The organism is Streptomyces sp. NPDC053513 (genome assembly GCF_044544765.1).
GTDB lineage: Bacteria > Actinomycetota > Actinomycetes > Streptomycetales > Streptomycetaceae > Streptomyces > Streptomyces litmocidini.
This window is the reverse complement of sequence record NZ_JBITXP010000012.1, coordinates 163,483-178,551: the sequence shown is the minus strand read 5'-3', so window position 1 is coordinate 178,551 and position 15,069 is coordinate 163,483. Positions and strand designations below refer to the sequence as shown.

Sequence of the window (15,069 nt, the reverse complement as noted above, 5' to 3'; positions counted from 1 at the left end):
GTCATGGTCCTGCAAAGGAACCGGGGTGCACTGGCGAACGTTGTTCACCCCCCGTGAACTGGCCTGGAGAGCCTCCGTTAACGCTGAAGCGGAGCACTGCTTCACACGATGGAAACATCGAGCGAATCGGCCTCCGCACCTGCGAAAGGGCCCCGGGGTACCCCTCGGAGGGCCTAAAGACCTTCCTCGGGTGCCCACGGGGCCCTTTTCCTTGTGAAGAACTTCACGAACCTTTTCCGACGGGGTGTCGCCGGAGGGCTCGATAGGCGCCCACTATGCGACGGATAGGGCGATCCCATCGAGAATGTCGTGCTCGCTGACGACGACCTCGCGGGCCCCGACGCGCTCCACGATCTCCCGCAGGACGAGCGCCCCGGCGATGATCACGTCGACCCGGCCGGGATGGACGACGGGGATCGCGGCCCGCTCGTCGTGGGTGGAGGCGAGGAGCCGCTCGGTCACCTCGGCGACCTGCTCGGCGGAGATCCGGGAGTGGTGGACCTTCTCGGAGTCGTACTCGGGGAGCCCGAGGGCGATCGCGGCGACCGTGGTGACGGAGCCGGCGAGTCCGACGAGGGTCTCCGCCGTGTCGATCGGCACGGCCTCGGCGGCCAGGTCGAGCGCGGCACGGACGTCGGCGCGGATCGCGGCGACCTCCTCGGCGGTCGGCGGGTCGTGGCGGACGTGCCGCTCGGTGAGCCGGACGCAGCCGATGTCGACGGAGCGGGCGGCCTCGACGTGCTTGTTGCCGACCACGAACTCGGTGGAGCCGCCGCCGATGTCGACGACGAGGCGCCGGTCGTCCCCGTGCAGCTCGCCGGTGGCGCCGGTGAAGGAGAACTCGGCCTCCTGGTCGCCGGTGATGACCTCGGGCTCGACGCCCAGGATCTCCACGACCCCGTTCACGAAGTCCGCGCGGTTCTCGGCGTCGCGGGAGGCGGAGGTGGCGACGAAGCGGAGCCGCTCGGCGCCCAGTTCCCTGATGACCTCCGCGTACTCGCGGCAGGCCGCGAAGGTCCGCTCCAGGGCCTCGGGGGCGAGCCGGCCCGTCTTGTCGACGCCCTGGCCGAGCCGGACGATGGTCATCCGCCGGTCCAGCTCGATCAGCTCGCCGGTCTCCGGGTGGACGTCGGCGACGAGGAGGCGGATGGAGTTCGTACCGCAGTCGATTCCGGCGACCCGGGTCATTCCGAGGACTTCCCTTCGTCCGTGCACGGGTTCACGCAGGGGCCCTTCGCCCACCACTCCGGCAGCATCGCGAGCGCCTCGTCGCCGAACGGGTTCACGCCCGGGCCGGCGACCAGCGAGTGGCCGACGAGGACGTGCAGGCACTTGACCCGGTCCGGCATCCCGCCGGCGCTCGGGAAGCCCTCCAGGACCTCGATGGCGTCGCGGCGGGCGATGTAGTCCTCGTGCGCGGCCCGGTAGGCGGCGGCCAGCTCCGGGTCGGTGGCGAGCCGGGACTGCATCTCCTTCATGACCCCGTTGGCCTCCAGGGTGCCGATGGCCGAGGCCGCCCGGGGGCAGGTCAGGTAGTACGTGGTGGGGAACGGCGTGCCGTCGGGGAGCCGGGGCGCGGTCTCGACGACGTCCGGGTTGCCGCACGGGCAGCGGTGCGCGATGGCGCGCAGGCCGCGGGGCGGGCGGCCGAGCTGGAGCTCGAAGGCGGCGACGTCCGTGTCGGTGGGCTCGGTGCGTTCGGTCTGCGGAGGGGGCGTTTCCATGTCTGCCTTGCTCGTCAGGTCGTTACGGGCGGTCGGCGTGGTCGACGCCGTCCCAGAGGTTGTCGTACCAGGGGCGGTCGGCCGCTCCCTGGTCGGCGCGGGGCCGTCGCTCCGCGTCGGGGTCGTTCACGGTGAAGCCGGTCTCGCCGGGCATCACGTAGTGGAGGTGCTCGCGGGCGAGGCGGCGGACGTAGGCCGGGTCCTGGAGGCGGGCCTTCTCGTCCTTCAGCTCCTCGACCCGCCGGGCGGCCTCGGCGGCCTTGCGCTCCTGCTCGGCGATCTCGCCCTGCTGGGAGACGTAGCTCCGCATCGGATAGGCGAGCGCCACGACGAGGGAGCAGACCACGAGGGCGAGGAAGGCCGCGCGGCCGGTGAGCCGGGAGCGGCGGGCCTGACGGCGGGTCTGGGAGCGGTAGACACGGGCGGCGGTCTGCTCGCCGAGCAGTCTGATCCGGGTCGCGGTCGAGAACCGGTCCCGGTCCTTCGCGGCCATGTCGTGTCGCCTCCCCTGTTCACGCGTACGTCCCCGCACACGGTACGGGACCGAGTACGGGGACGTACGGATGAGCGTGGGTGTCAGCCCTTGAAGCGCGGGAACGCGCTGCGGCCGGCGTACACCGCGGCGTCGTCGAGGATCTCCTCGATGCGCAGCAGCTGGTTGTACTTGGCGACGCGGTCCGAGCGGGCCGGGGCGCCGGTCTTGATCTGACCGCAGTTCACGGCGACGGCGAGGTCGGCGATGGTGACGTCCTCGGTCTCGCCGGAGCGGTGGGACATCATGCACTTGAAGCCGTTGCGCTGGGCGAGCTCGACGGCGTCGAGGGTCTCGGTCAGCGAACCGATCTGGTTGACCTTGACCAGGAGGGCGTTGGCGGTGCCCTCCTCGATGCCGCGGGCCAGGCGCTCCGGGTTGGTGACGAAGAGGTCGTCGCCGACGATCTGGACCTTGTCGCCCAGCTTGTCGGTGATGACCTTCCAGCCGTCCCAGTCGTCCTCGAACAGCGGGTCCTCGATGGAGACCAGCGGGTACGCGGCGACCAGCTCGGCGTAGTACTCGGTCATCTCGGCGGCCGAGCGGGACTTGCCCTCGAACTCGTACGAGCCGTCCTTGTAGAACTCGGACGCGGCGACGTCGAGGGCGAGCGCGACGTCGGTGCCCGGGGTGTAGCCGGCCTCCTTGATGGCCTCGACGATGAGGTCGAGGGCGGCGCGGTTCGACTCCAGGTTCGGGGCGAAGCCGCCCTCGTCGCCGAGGCCGGTGGAGAGGCCCTTGCGCTTCAGGACGCCCTTGAGGGTGTGGTAGATCTCCGCACCCCAGCGGAGGGCCTCGGAGAAGGACTCCGCGCCGATCGGGGCGATCATGAACTCCTGGATGTCCACGTTGGAGTCCGCGTGCGAACCGCCGTTGAGGATGTTCATCATCGGAACGGGCAGCAGGTGCGCGTTCGGGCCGCCCAGGTAGCGGAAGAGCGGGAGGTCGCTGGCCTCGGAGGCGGCGTGCGCGACGGCGAGGGAGACGCCGAGGATGGCGTTGGCGCCGAGCGAGCCCTTGTTCTCGGTCGCGTCCAGGTCGAACATGGCCTGGTCGATCAGGCGCTGCTCAGTGGCGTCGTAGCCGACGAGCTCCGGGCCGATCTGCTCGATGACGGCGAGGACGGCCTTCTCGACACCCTTGCCCTGGTAACGGTTGGGGTCACCGTCGCGGAGCTCGATGGCCTCGAAGGCACCGGTGGAGGCACCGGACGGAACGGCAGCACGGCCGGTGCTGCCGTCGTCGAGGCCGACCTCGACCTCGACCGTGGGGTTGCCTCGGGAGTCCAGGATTTCCCGGGCTACGACGACGTCGATGGACGGCACGAGCATCTCCTTCTGGGATGTGACGCTGGATGTGACGCAAGGTCGGTGCAGGGTCGCTTGGCCTTGCGACAAGAGCCTAACCGGCTCGGGGGCTCCGGTCGGTCGGGCGCCCGCCCGCTGGGACGAAAAAGGACCCAAGGGCATGCATCCCGGGACGAAGGACCCCAGATCTACTGGACAGTAACCGCGGAGCCCCCGGAAACAGGGAACCCCGGTCCGGCGCGCACGGGGGAGAGGCACGCCGGACCGGGGTGGTCACCGCGGGAGGGTCGTCGGGGCCGCGTGAGCCGCCGGACTCACGCGGGCCGCCGGACTCACTTCAGGTGGAGCTGCTGACCCGGGTAGATGAGGTCGGCGTCCTGGACGACGTCCTTGTTCAGCTCGAAGAGCTTGGCCCAGCCGCCCTTGACGCCGTGCGCCTGGGCGATCTTGCTGAGGGTGTCGCCGGTGACGACCTTGTACTCGCCGTCGCCCTTCTTGACCTTCTCACCGGTCGGGGTGGTGACGGTCTTGGGGGCCTTGCGCTGCTCGCTGCGGGTGGTCGGCTGCTCGGCGCGACGCTCCTGCTGCTTCGGGGCGGCCTGCTGCGGGGCGGCCTGCTGGGGCTCGGCCTGCTGCTGCGGAGCGCTCTCGGCGGCGCCGCCGTCGTAGGAGGCACCGGAGAGGCCGACGCCGCAGCTCGGCCACGCGCCCTTGCCCTGGCCCGCGAGGACCTTCTCGGCGACGGCGATCTGCTGGGACTTCGACGCCAGGTCGGCGCGCGGGGCGTAGGCGGTGCCACCGAAGGCGGCCCAGGTGGAGTTGGTGAACTGCAGGCCGCCGTAGAAGCCGTTGCCGGTGTTGATGGCCCAGTTGCCGCCGGACTCGCACTGGGCGACGGCGTCCCACTCGGCGGAGGTGGCGGCCGAGGCGGTGCCCGCGGTCATCAGCGGGGCGGCGACGGCGATGCCGGTGACGCCGACGAGCGCGGCGACCTGGCCGGCCTTGGAGGGACGACGGTGTTTGCCCTTGGCGGAAAACAGCATGGGGATTCTCCTCACCGACGCCTGTGAGGTGAGCTGTCGGGTTCGGGCCGGAAAGTTGCCCGGCCGCGTGTCCTTGCACGCGGCTTCACCCCAAGCCGGTCGTCGGCCGTCTGTCTCAACGGCCGGGCCCGGCACTTACCTTGGGTCCCCCACTCCTGCCTTCGGCGCTTGCGCGACGACTGTTCCCATCGACCGACGGCAGGATTCGGCGTTTCGGTCGACGGGGCCCGCGGTGGCGAGCGATGAAGACCGTAGACACAGACCCGCCGGAAGTTCAAAGAGGCACATCGAGGAAAAATCGCCCCTGTTCGCCCTCCGGCGGGCGGTGTTTGCGCAGGTGAGAGGTGACGGAAGCAAAGTTTGCGGACGCGACACGCCAGTTGGGGCGAAGAGACTCATGTCTCACTTGCCCAGAACCGGACATAAGCCCTCGAACTAACCGGCCGCTGTCGTCGAACCCACCGTCAGGTCAAGGCTCTGACCAGGCAGGATGAGGTTCGGATCGGTGCCCACCGTCTGCCGGTTGGCGTCGTAGAGGGCGGTCCAGCCCCCGGGGAGTTCGTTCTCCTGCGCAATGCCAGACAGACTGTCGCCCGGACGCACGGTGTATTCACCCGAAGTGTTCTGACTGTCCGTTGTGCCCGAATCCTTCGCCTCGTCAGTGGCGGGCGTGGCCTCGACCTTTTCCCCCACCTTGTCCGCACTCGAAGCGTGTCGACCCGATTCGGGCGAGCTGTCCGCCTTGCCGGATTCCTCCGGGGCGGCCTCGCCGCGGTGCTTGCCGGTGCCGGGCGCGGTCGACGGGGCGTCAGTCTTCGGCGTGTCGGACGAATCCGGCGTACCGGGCGTAACGGACGCGTCGGGAGTGCCCGGGGCCGTCGGCGTGGCGGGCGCGGTGGACGTGGCCGGCGAGGTCGGCGTGGCGGAGGTCGCCGGAGCGGCCGGCGCGGAGGGGGTCGCGGACGCGGCGGACCGGCCCGCCTTCCCGGCGGCCGAGGGGGCCGCGGGCGTGCCGGCGGTGCGGTCGGACTCGGGCAGGGGGCCGGTGGGCGCCGTCGGGACGACGGTGGGGCCGGGGTTCACCCCGGTGGCCTTGCCGTCGTTGGTCAGGCCGGCGATCGGCGCGCAGGTGGCCCACTCGTCGCTGCCCTTGGCGAGCGCCTTCTCGGCCACCGCGATCTGCTGGGCGCGGCTGGCCAGGTCGGGGCTGGGCGCGTACGCGAGGCCGCCGTTCCGCTCCCAGCTGTCCTGGGTGAACTGGAGGCCGCCGTACATCCCGTTGCCGAAGTTGGCGCTCCACTGGCCACCGGACTCGCACTCGGCGACCCGGTCCCAGGTGGCGGCGTCGGCGGCGGAGGCGGATCCGGTGGCGAGCAACGGCAGTGCCATGGCGGATCCGGTCACGCCCGCGGCGACGACGATGGCGGGGGCCTGACGGGGGCGACGGTGTCGTCCGTTCCCGGAACGCATAGGAGCGCCTTTCGCGTGACGGCTGAGACTGCCGGGAAACGTAGCCGCATTCGAACGTCCGTCACAAGTCGATGGCGCCACGATCACACGAAGATCACATTTCTGATGGCGCATCAGTGGGCGGGACCGGTACGGAAGGGGAGAACTCCACCGGAAGCGTGCGCAAACCGCGCATGATGAGCCCACCGCGCCACCGGAGTTCGGCCGGATCGGCGGCGAGTCGCAGGTCCGGCAGCCGGGTCAGCAGGGTCGCGAGCGCCGTCTGTCCTTCGAGGCGGGCGAGCGGCGCGCCCAGGCAGTAGTGGATGCCGTGCCCGTAGCCGAGGTGCTGGTTGTCGCGCCGGGCGAGGTCGAGTGTGTCCGGCCCGTCGAACCGCTCCGGGTCCCGGTCGGCGGCGGCGAGCACCACGAGCACCGGGTCGCCCGCCGGGATCTCCTGCCCGCCGATGGTCAGCGCCCGCGTCGCGTACCGCCAGGTCGCCATCTCCACGGGCCCGTCGTACCGCAGCAGCTCCTCGACGCCGGTCTCCAGGAGGCCGGTCTCCCCGGCGGCGAGCGAGGCCTGGAGCCGGGCGCGCTGATCGGGATGGCGCAGCAGCTGGTACACGCCGTTGCCGATGAGGTTGACGGTCGTCTCGAAGCCGGCGAACAGCAGGATGAAGGCCATGGCGGCGGCCTCGTTCTCGGTGAGGTGCTCCCCGTGGTCGGAGGCCTTGATGAGCCCCGAGATCAGGTCGTCCGCCCCTTCTTGCCGCAGGCCTTCCCGCTTCCGGTGGATCAGCTCGGCGAGGTAGCCGCGCATCTTCTTCACCGACCGGGCGACCCCGCCGCGCGGGCCCCCGCCGTGCCGGATCATCATCCCGGCCCAGTCCCGGAAGTCGTCCTGGTCCTCCGGCGGCACGCCGAGCAGGTCGCAGATCGCGTAGATGGGGAGCGGGAAGGCGAACTCGTGGATGAGGTCGGCGCTCCCCTTCTCGGCGAAGGCGTCGATGAGCCGGTCCGTGAGCTCCTGCACCCGCGGGGCGAACTCGGCGACCCGGCGCGGGGTGAAGGCCTTCGAGACGAGCCGCCGCAGCCGGGTGTGGTCCGGCGGGTCGATGTTGAGCAGATGCGTCATCAGCTCGGCCTTGCGCTCGCCGGGGATGCCGGTCTTCCCCTTCGCGTGCGGGGACTCGTCGTGGTGCGCGGGGTTCTTGGAGAGCCGCTGGTCGGCGAGGGCCTGCCGGGCGTCCGCGTACCGGGTCACGAGCCAGGCCTCGACCCCGCTGGGCAGCGTCGTCCGGTGGACGGGGGCGTGCTCCCGCAGCCAGGCGTAGGCGGGGTACGGATCGCTCGCGAACTCCCAGGTGAAGAGCTCGGGCGCGGGGGTGGGACCGGGGGACGTACTCACGGCACGACCGTACAGGGCCGCCCCGGAAGGAACGTTTCGTGGAGATCCTGTGAGCAGGTCGTACAGGTCGTGCCCTACATTCCTGTCAGTGGATCACCAGCTGCTCAGGAGCACCTTCGCGGTCGTCGAGAGACGGGCCGAGCACGCCGTCACGTTCTTCTACTCGCACCTCTTCTGGCACAACCCCGGGGTGCGCGAGCTCTTCCCCGAGGACATGCTCCCCCAGCGGGACCGACTCCTCGCCGCGCTCACGCACGTGGTGACCCACCTGGAGGACCCCGGGCTCGCGGCCTACCTCGGGCAGCTGGGCCGCGACCACCGCAAGTTCCTCGCCTCCCCCGCGCTGTACGCGGCCGTCGGGCAGAGCCTGCTCGCCGCGTTCGCGCACGCGGCCGGCGCCGCCTGGACGATCGAGGCGGAGAAGGCCTGGACCGAGGCGTACGGGCACGTCGCCGAGCTGATGCTGGCGGGTGCCGACGCGGCGGCCGGGGCCGGGGAGCCCGCCTGGTGGGACGCGGACGTCGTGCGGCACGAGCGGTACGGCGACGACCTGGCCGTCCTCACCCTGCGCCCCCGGCAGCCCCTCCTCCATCTGCCCGGCCAGTACGTCGGCGTCAGCTCGCTGCGGGTCCCGCGCGTCTGGCGCACCTACTCCCTGGCCGACGCGCCCCGCCCCGACGGCACGGTGGAGCTGCACGTGAGCCGGATCGCGGGCGGCGCGATGAGCACGGCGCTGGTCGAGCAGACGGGGCCGGGCGAGGTGCTGCGGCTCAGCGCCCCCGGCGGCGGGCTGGTCGCGCGGACGCCGCCGGGCGGACTGCGCACCTATATATGCGCGGGTACGGGCTGGGCCCCGGTGCGGGCGCTCCTCGCGGAGGCCGCCGTGGCCGAGCCGGACCTGGAGGGCCGGCTGTTCGTGGTGGCCCGCTCCAAGGAGTACCTGTACGCGCGCGAGGACGCCGAGCGCCTGAAGGAGCGCCTCCCCGGCCTGAACGTCACCTACATCACGGCCGCGCCCCGGCAGCGCAAGGACCAGGCGACCGAGCGGCTGCTCCGGGCACTGCGGGCGTGCGTCCGCTGGTCCGCGCACGACGTGTACCTCGCCGGGCCGCCGGGGTTCGTGGCGGAGGTCGCCGAGGTCCTGGAGGAGCTGGGCACGGACCCGGAGCGGATCCACCACGACACCCTGCCGTCGGTGGGCCGCTTCACCACCCGCCCGAACACGGCGGCCGAACGCCTCCTGGGCCCCCCGACCCCCCTCTGGCACGACCCGGAGGCACGGGCGCCGCGCGGCGCCTCCCGGTCCTTCTAGTCCTTCAGGCCCTCCGCCGCGCGGATCGTGTCGCGGTACGCCCGGGCCGCCGCCCGCAGGGCCGCCTCCGGGTCCACGCCGGCGGCGTCGGCGCGGGCGGCGAGGGCGAGCAGTTCGTAGCCGACGCCCTCCCCCGCCGGGAGTTCGACGTCGAGGCCCGCCGTGCGGACCCGGCCCGCGAGCTTCGCGGCGAGCGCGAGCCCCGGCTGCCCGAGCGGCACCCCGTCGGTGACGGACTCCCGCTGCTTCTCGACGGCCTTGGTGCGCAGCCAGTGCGCGTGGACGTCCTCGGGGGTCTCGGCGGTGGCGTCCCCGAAGACGTGCGGGTGCCGGTGGATCAGCTTCTCGACGAGCGTCCCGGCGACGTCGTCCACGGAGAACGGCTCCTCCGCGTCCTCCTCGGCGATCCGGGCGTGGAAGACGACCTGGAGCAGCACGTCCCCGAGCTCCTCGCGCAGCTCCCGCCGGTCGCCCTCCTCGATCGCCTCGACGAGCTCGTACGCCTCCTCGATGGCGTACTTGGCGAGGCCCCGGTGGGTCTGGCGCGAGGTCCAGGGGCACTCGCGGCGGATGCGGTCCATGATCTGCACGAGGTCGAGGAGGCGGGCGCCGGGCAGGTCGTACGAGCCGGGCAGCAGCTCCAGGTCGGGCATGGACACGCGGCCGGAGCCGGCGAGCCGGGCGAGGCCGTCGGTCAGCGCCCGGTCGCCCTCGCCGGAGGGCAGCAGCAGGACCGTACGGCCTCCGGCGCAGGCCTCGACGAGCTCCTCGGCGGTGGGCCGGGCGTGCTCGACGGCGACGCCGGCCTCCCGCAGGTACGGCAGCTGGGGGTGGTCCTCGTCGGGGCAGAGCACCCGGTCGGCGCCGTGCAGCGCCTGCCAGGCGGGCCAGGACAGCAGTCCGGGCGCCACGCGGTGGCTGGCGGTGAGCAGGACGATGCGGCCGGGGCTCTCGGAATTCACCCCTCCAACCTACCTACGCGCCGGACGCGGCGGCAGCGGGGTCCTGGCTGATCTGGCGGAGCCAGGGGGCCGTGGTGTCGGAGAGCCGGACCTGGGCGTCGTCCCAGCGGCCGTAGCGCGGGTTCACGTCGATGCCGAGGTCCTTGGAGGCGGCGGAGAAGACGTCCGTCAGCTTCTTCTGGCTCTCGGGGCTCTGGGTGACGCCCAGCTTCTGGGCGATCTTGTTCATGAGGACGTTGCGGCGGACGAACGCGTCGATCTGGTCGGGCGCCACGCCCTGCTCCTGGAGGAGGACCGCCGCGAGCCCGTCCTCGCCGCCGGCCTGGCGGACGAAGGCGGTCCGGGCCTGCTGGAGTTCGGCCCGGGTGGCGGTGACGCCGTTGTCGCGGGCGACCCGGTCGACGACCCGGTCGAAGATCATGACGTTGAGTTTGCGGCGGCTGAGGTCACCGGTGGCCGCGACGAGCTGCGCAGACTGCGGCGAGGCCGCCTGCGCGTCCCGTACGTCCTCGACCTGCGCCTGCAGGCTGGCGACCTCGATCCGCTGGCCGCCGACGACGGCCGCCGCTCCTGGATGGGCGTCACTGCCGCAGGCGGTGAGCAGCGGGGCCGCGGCGAGGAGGGCGGCGGAGACGGTGAGCGCAGTGCGGCGGTGCAAAGGAGCCTCCCGGGCTGGTCGTGCGTCAGTTGAACGACCTTGCGGTGATCGATGGTAGGGAGTCGCCGGGGCCGGAGCCACTACTTCGGAGCGACTGTTTCCCACAACGACTCACCCGTCACCCGGGTGTCGGCCGCTCGCGAAGCGCCGCCCGTCTCCTTCAGCAGATAGTGCGGCCGCCGCTTCACCTCGTAGTAGATGCGTCCGACGTACTCGCCGATCAGCCCGGCCATCACCATCTGCACGCCGGCGAGGGCGGTGACGGCGACGAGGAGGGTGACGTAGCCGGGGGTGGTGACGCCGTTGACGAGGGCGTCGCCGACGATCCAGGCCGCGTAGCCGAGGGCGACGACGGTGAGGAGGAGCCCGAGGTGGACGGCGGCCCGCAGGGGCTTGTTGTTGAAGGAGAGCAGGCCGTCGAGGCCGTAGTTGAGGAGCTTGCCGAAGGTCCACGTGGAGCGGCCCTGCTCGCGGACGGCGTTCTCGTAGGAGAAGGTCGTGGTGCGGAAGCCGACCCAGGAGAAGAGCCCCTTGGAGAAGCGGTTGTACTCGCCGAGTCCGAGGACGGCGTCGACGGTGCGCCGCGACAGGAGTCGGAAGTCCCCGACGCCGTCGACGAGCTCGACGTCGACGAGCCGGTTGATCGCCCGGTAGTAGAGGCGGGCGGTGAGGGTGCGGGTGACCCGGTCGCCCTCGCGGGTGCGGCGGGCGACGACCTGGTCGTACCCCTCGGCGTGCAGGGCGACCATGCGGTGCACGAGCTCCGGCGGGTGCTGGAGGTCGGCGTCCATGATCACGACGGCGTCTCCGGCGGCGTGCCGGAGTCCGGCGAGCATCGCGGCCTCCTTGCCGAAGTTGCGGCTGAAGGAGAGGAATCGGACCCGGTCCGGGTCGCGCCCGGCGAGTTCCCGGAGGAGGGGGAGGGTCCCGTCCCGGCTTCCGTCGTCCACGTAGACGATCTCGAACGCGCCGTCGAGACGGTCGAGTTCGTCGGTCACGCGGTCGTGGAAGCGGGCGAGGACGTCCTCCTCGTTGAAGCACGGGACGACGATCGAGAGCAGCACGCGGACCACGACAACGGAGCCCGGTGACCCGTCCGGTCCGCGCGGGTGACCTTCAGGCGACCATCCCATGAACTGGCCCGCCGGGCCCGTCCCTTCCCCCGGGAGCGCTGGCATATTCGAACGGTCATGCCGAACGCCACGCGCCCCCAGCCGCCCTCCGTCCGCCCCGCCGGCCCGCCCCCGCCGCCGCCCTCCCGGGCGCCGGCCCCGGTGCCGGCTCCGGCGCTCGCCGCGCTGCTCTCCGTCCTCGCCGTCTGCGGCGGGGACGCCGTCGCCCGGGTGTTCCCCTTCGGGCCGCGCCACCGGGCCGTCAACGACCTCGCCAACCAGTTCGTGCCGTTTCACGCGCACCTGTGGGACCTGCTGCACGGCCGGGCGGACGGCGGGCTGCTCCTCGACTGGCAGAGCGGCTGGGGCACGAGCTTCCTGCCCGACTACGGCACCTACCTGTCGAGCCCCTTCGCGCCGCTGGTCGCGCTCTTCCCGCGCGGCGACATCGAGTACGCGGTGTACGGGATCACCGTCCTGAAGACGGCGGTCGCGGCGGCCGCGATGACGTTCCTGCTGCGGCGGACCGGCCCGGAGGGCCGGTGGTGGTGGGCGGCCGTGCTCGGCGCCTCGTACGCGCTGTGCGGCTGGTCGCTCGCGGAGGGCACGTACAACACGATGTGGCTGGACGGCCTGATCGCCTTCCCGCTGCTCTGCCTGGTGGGCGAGTGGGTCCGGGAGGGCCGGCGGCCGCTCCTGGGCCCCCTGGTGGTGGCGGTCTGCTGGCTCGCGAACTTCTACACGGCGTACATGGCGACCCTGGGCGCCGCGCTCGTGCTCCTGGTCCGCCTGGCGGTCACGGACTCGTTCCGGTGGCGGCCCCTGCTCCGGGCGGCACTGACGACCGTGCTCGGGACCGGCCTCGCGGCCCCCGTCCTCGTCCCCGTCCTCCTCGGCTCCCGGCACGCCCACCCGGGCGTGGTCCGGGACTTCGCCCCGGCGGCCGGCACGGACTTCCTCGCCCGGCTGCTGCCGGTGACGTACAGCTTCGCGACCCCGGCGGCCTTCGTCTGCACGGCGGTGCCGCTGCTGGCGGGGGCGCTCCTCTTCCGCCGGGACGCGCCGGGCCGGGAGCGGTGGCTGTGGGGCGGCCTGTGCGCGGCGGTGGCCCTGTCCATGCAATGGGGTCCGACGCACCTCGTCTGGCACGTCTTCGCCACCCCGAACGGCAGCCCGTACCGCCAGACCTTCGTCCTGTCCGGCGTCCTCGTGCTCGCCGCCTGGACGGGCCTCGCCCGCGGCCTGCCGGACCGGCGGTCCCTGCTCGGCGGGGCGGCGGTCGTCCTGGCCCTGACCGCCGGGGCCCTGCCGAGCCCGCTCCTCACCCCCTGGTCGCTGCTCCTCGCGGGCGTGGGCCTGGCGGCGGTGGCGGGCGCGCTGCTGCTGCCGGGGCGGGGGCGGTACGGGGTGCTCGCGGCGCTCCTGGTCACGGGCACCCTGGTCGGCCAGGCGGCGGCGACCACGGCCCACGCGGACCGGGAGCGACTCGCCCGGCTCGACGACTACCCGCCGTGGGGCGCGGAGCACGAGCGGCGGGCGGCGGCGCTCGCGGCGGCCGACGGCTGGCCCGCCTACCGCACGGACTCCGGGCTGCCCCGGGTGGCGGGCAACGATCCGCTGCTCCTGGGCGGCCAGGGCGCCGCGTACTACAGCAGCCACACCCCGGCGGTCCTGACGGAGACCCTGGCCGCGCTCGGCGGCGGCTGGACCTCGCGCGGCCGGAACCTGCTGAGCCTGGACAACCCGGTGACGGACGCGCTGTTCGGGGTGGGCGCGCGGTGGCGGGACGGCGAGGTGGTCCGTACGGACGCGCATCTGCCGCTGGTGACGGTGCGGCCCCCGGGCCCGCCCCCGGTCTACGGCCCGTCGCCGTTCCGCAACCAGGAACTCCTGCTCGGCGCCCGGGTGTACGAGCCTCCGCACGCGGGCGCGTGCCGGGTCGGTACGGAGGTCTTCCTCTGGTCCCCGGACGCGACGGGCACGGCCGCCCTGGGCGCCCGGAAGACCCACCTCCTGGGCGGCGGCCCGAAGCGCCGCGCGGCCCTGACGTCCCTGGGCGTCCAGCGCGTACCCGGCCTGAAACCGGACCTCCCGGCCCCCGGGGAACTCGGCTGCCTGGACCACGGCCGCCTCCGCGCGGCGGTGACGGCCCTGCGCGCCCGCGCGGCGACCTCGGTCCGCGTCACCTCCTCCGGCATCCAGGCCACCCTCCCGCCGGGCGCCACGGGCACGGCGGTCGTGGCGGCCCCGCACATCGCGGGCTGGCACTGCGACGGCGCCGACCCGACCTCGTACGGCGGCCTCCTGGCCGTCCCGGCCGGGAGCGGCGAGCTCTCCTGCGCGTTCCGCCCACCGGGCCTGCGAGCGGGCCTGGCGGCGGGGGCACTGGCAGCGCTGGGGCTCGCGGGCGTGGCCGTGGCCGGCCGCCGGCCGCGTCAGGACCGGGCGATCACCTCGCCGACGGCCGCGCCCGTCGGCGGGACGACGAGCGCCGTCTCCCGGAGCGCCGACGGCAGGTGACGGCGCTGCTCCTCGCGGAAGAGGAGCGCGGGGCAGCCCACGGGCAGGACGACGGCCCCCAGCGCCTCGGCGAGCCGGACGACGACGTCGAGCGCGGCGCCGCGCGAGATGTGCGTCACCGTCAGGTACGCCGGGTCGTCGGCCCCGCCGCCGCGCACGTCGACCTCCGCCGTGCCCCCGTCCTCCGCGCGCAGCAGGACTTCACCGAGGTCCGGGTCCCCCGCCACCACGTACGGCTCGACCACCCGACGGAACAGCTCGACGTCCAGCGCCGCGAACTCCCCGCCCACGAACCGGAAGAGGAACGTCTCCGCGCTCACGGGCGCAGCTCCCAGCGGACCTCGCCGTCCTGCACCTCGTCCGTCGGTGCGAGGCCGGCCGCGCGGGCGACGGCGGCGGAGGCCGTGTGGTCGGGGTGGACGTGGGCGACGACGGTGCGGACGCCCCGCTCCAGGAGCAGTCCGACGAGCCCCTCGGCGGCCTCGCGGGCGATTCCCCGGCCCTGCCAGGCCGTTCCGATCACCCAGGCGACCTCGGCGGTCCGCCCGCCGTCGGTGACCGTCGCCTGCACGGTGCCGGTGAGCCGGTCCTCCGCGCGGAGCCGTACCGCCCAGTTGCACCAGACGACCGCCGGGTCGGGCGATCCGGCGACCAGCCGCTCGTACCGGGCGCGCAGTTCGGGCGCGGTGAGCGGGGCGCCGCCGATGAAGGCGTGGAGGGCGGGGTCGGCGAGGACCCCGGCCATCTCGTCGGCGTGCGCGACGGCGAGCGGCACGAGGTCGAGGCGCCCGGTCCGTACGGCGACGCCCGCGAGGGCCGCCACGTCTGTCCGCCGTTCGGTGTTCACGCGTCGAAACCCCAGATCCCTCGGTCGTCTTCCCCCCTCATTCTGGCCCCTCCCCCGCCTTCCGCGACACCGGCCCACCTGCGCTTCAACGGCCCTTCGTTGAGCGGTCGTTGAGGGGAACTTGGGCTTCGGTTGGGGCTCGTTGCGAGTCTCGTGCCGCACCGGAAACCCCGGTGCGCGAGAAACGGAGAC

The 15,069-nt window shown here is 73.1% G+C and carries 14 protein-coding genes and 1 riboswitch; of the genes, 2 read left to right on the top strand and 12 right to left on the bottom strand.

The genetic code is table 11. From position 1 onward, the window contains the following. Positions 1-273: 273 nt before the first annotated feature. From ACIGW4_RS22245 to ACIGW4_RS22215, 7 genes are all read right to left on the bottom strand, one after another. The gene (locus ACIGW4_RS22245) at positions 274-1,188 is read right to left on the bottom strand and encodes a Ppx/GppA phosphatase family protein (protein WP_359587887.1); all 915 of its coding nucleotides are present in this window, start codon (positions 1,186-1,188) and stop codon (positions 274-276) included. Further along, complete coding sequence (locus ACIGW4_RS22240) at positions 1,185-1,724, bottom strand: DUF501 domain-containing protein (protein WP_123459199.1); 540 nt, start codon at positions 1,722-1,724, stop codon at positions 1,185-1,187. The genes ACIGW4_RS22245 and ACIGW4_RS22240 overlap by 4 nt, the downstream gene beginning before the upstream one ends. A gap of 22 nt (positions 1,725-1,746) precedes the next feature. After that, entirely contained in the window at positions 1,747-2,217 is a 471-nt protein-coding gene (locus tag ACIGW4_RS22235; RefSeq protein WP_123459198.1) for a septum formation initiator family protein, read from the bottom strand. 83 nt (positions 2,218-2,300) lie between these two features. After that, positions 2,301-3,587 carry a phosphopyruvate hydratase gene (gene eno, locus ACIGW4_RS22230; RefSeq protein ID WP_359587882.1) on the bottom strand — a complete coding sequence of 429 codons (1,287 nt, stop codon included), beginning with the start codon at positions 3,585-3,587 and terminating at the stop codon, positions 2,301-2,303. 308 nt (positions 3,588-3,895) lie between these two features. Further along, on the bottom strand, positions 3,896-4,606 hold the full coding sequence (locus tag ACIGW4_RS22225; RefSeq protein WP_123459195.1) for a transglycosylase family protein: 711 nt from the start codon (positions 4,604-4,606) through the stop codon (positions 3,896-3,898). A 3-nt stretch (positions 4,607-4,609) separates the two neighbouring features. Next, a riboswitch (cyclic di-AMP (ydaO/yuaA leader) is annotated at positions 4,610-4,783 on the bottom strand. Between the two features lie 258 nt (positions 4,784-5,041). Continuing rightward, positions 5,042-5,995, bottom strand: a complete 954-nt coding sequence (locus ACIGW4_RS22220; RefSeq protein WP_398712283.1) for a transglycosylase family protein — start codon at positions 5,993-5,995, stop codon at positions 5,042-5,044. Between the two features lie 175 nt (positions 5,996-6,170). Further along, a complete protein-coding gene (locus tag ACIGW4_RS22215; protein ID WP_359587879.1) occupies positions 6,171-7,466 on the bottom strand; it encodes a cytochrome P450 in 1,296 nt (431 codons plus the stop codon). Between the two features lie 88 nt (positions 7,467-7,554). Here ACIGW4_RS22215 and ACIGW4_RS22210 point away from each other — a divergent pair, with 88 nt between their 5' ends. Beyond that, the gene (locus ACIGW4_RS22210; RefSeq protein WP_399582450.1) at positions 7,555-8,778 is read left to right on the top strand and encodes a globin domain-containing protein; all 1,224 of its coding nucleotides are present in this window, start codon (positions 7,555-7,557) and stop codon (positions 8,776-8,778) included. Here ACIGW4_RS22210 and ACIGW4_RS22205 read toward each other — a convergent pair. From ACIGW4_RS22205 to ACIGW4_RS22195, 3 genes are all read right to left on the bottom strand, one after another. Continuing rightward, positions 8,775-9,740, bottom strand: coding sequence for a nucleoside triphosphate pyrophosphohydrolase (locus ACIGW4_RS22205; protein WP_399582448.1), 966 nt, complete (start codon positions 9,738-9,740; stop codon positions 8,775-8,777). The two genes, ACIGW4_RS22210 and ACIGW4_RS22205, sit on opposite strands and share 4 nt — an antisense overlap. 13 nt (positions 9,741-9,753) lie before the next feature. After that, positions 9,754-10,398, bottom strand: a complete 645-nt coding sequence (locus ACIGW4_RS22200; protein ID WP_123459190.1) for a SurA N-terminal domain-containing protein — start codon at positions 10,396-10,398, stop codon at positions 9,754-9,756. An 80-nt stretch (positions 10,399-10,478) separates the two neighbouring features. Then, on the bottom strand, positions 10,479-11,462 hold the full coding sequence (locus tag ACIGW4_RS22195; protein ID WP_260174859.1) for a glycosyltransferase family 2 protein: 984 nt from the start codon (positions 11,460-11,462) through the stop codon (positions 10,479-10,481). A gap of 126 nt (positions 11,463-11,588) precedes the next feature. Here ACIGW4_RS22195 and ACIGW4_RS22190 point away from each other — a divergent pair, with 126 nt between their 5' ends. Next, positions 11,589-14,030 carry a YfhO family protein gene (locus ACIGW4_RS22190; RefSeq protein WP_398712289.1) on the top strand — a complete coding sequence of 814 codons (2,442 nt, stop codon included), beginning with the start codon at positions 11,589-11,591 and terminating at the stop codon, positions 14,028-14,030. Here the strand turns inward: ACIGW4_RS22190 and ACIGW4_RS22185 are convergent. Further along, positions 13,946-14,350, bottom strand: a complete 405-nt coding sequence (locus ACIGW4_RS22185) for a hypothetical protein (RefSeq protein ID WP_399582446.1) — start codon at positions 14,348-14,350, stop codon at positions 13,946-13,948. The genes ACIGW4_RS22190 and ACIGW4_RS22185 overlap by 85 nt on opposite strands. Beyond that, on the bottom strand, positions 14,347-14,877 hold the full coding sequence (locus ACIGW4_RS22180; RefSeq protein WP_398712293.1) for a GNAT family N-acetyltransferase: 531 nt from the start codon (positions 14,875-14,877) through the stop codon (positions 14,347-14,349). The genes ACIGW4_RS22185 and ACIGW4_RS22180 overlap by 4 nt, the downstream gene beginning before the upstream one ends. Positions 14,878-15,069 lie beyond the last annotated feature (192 nt).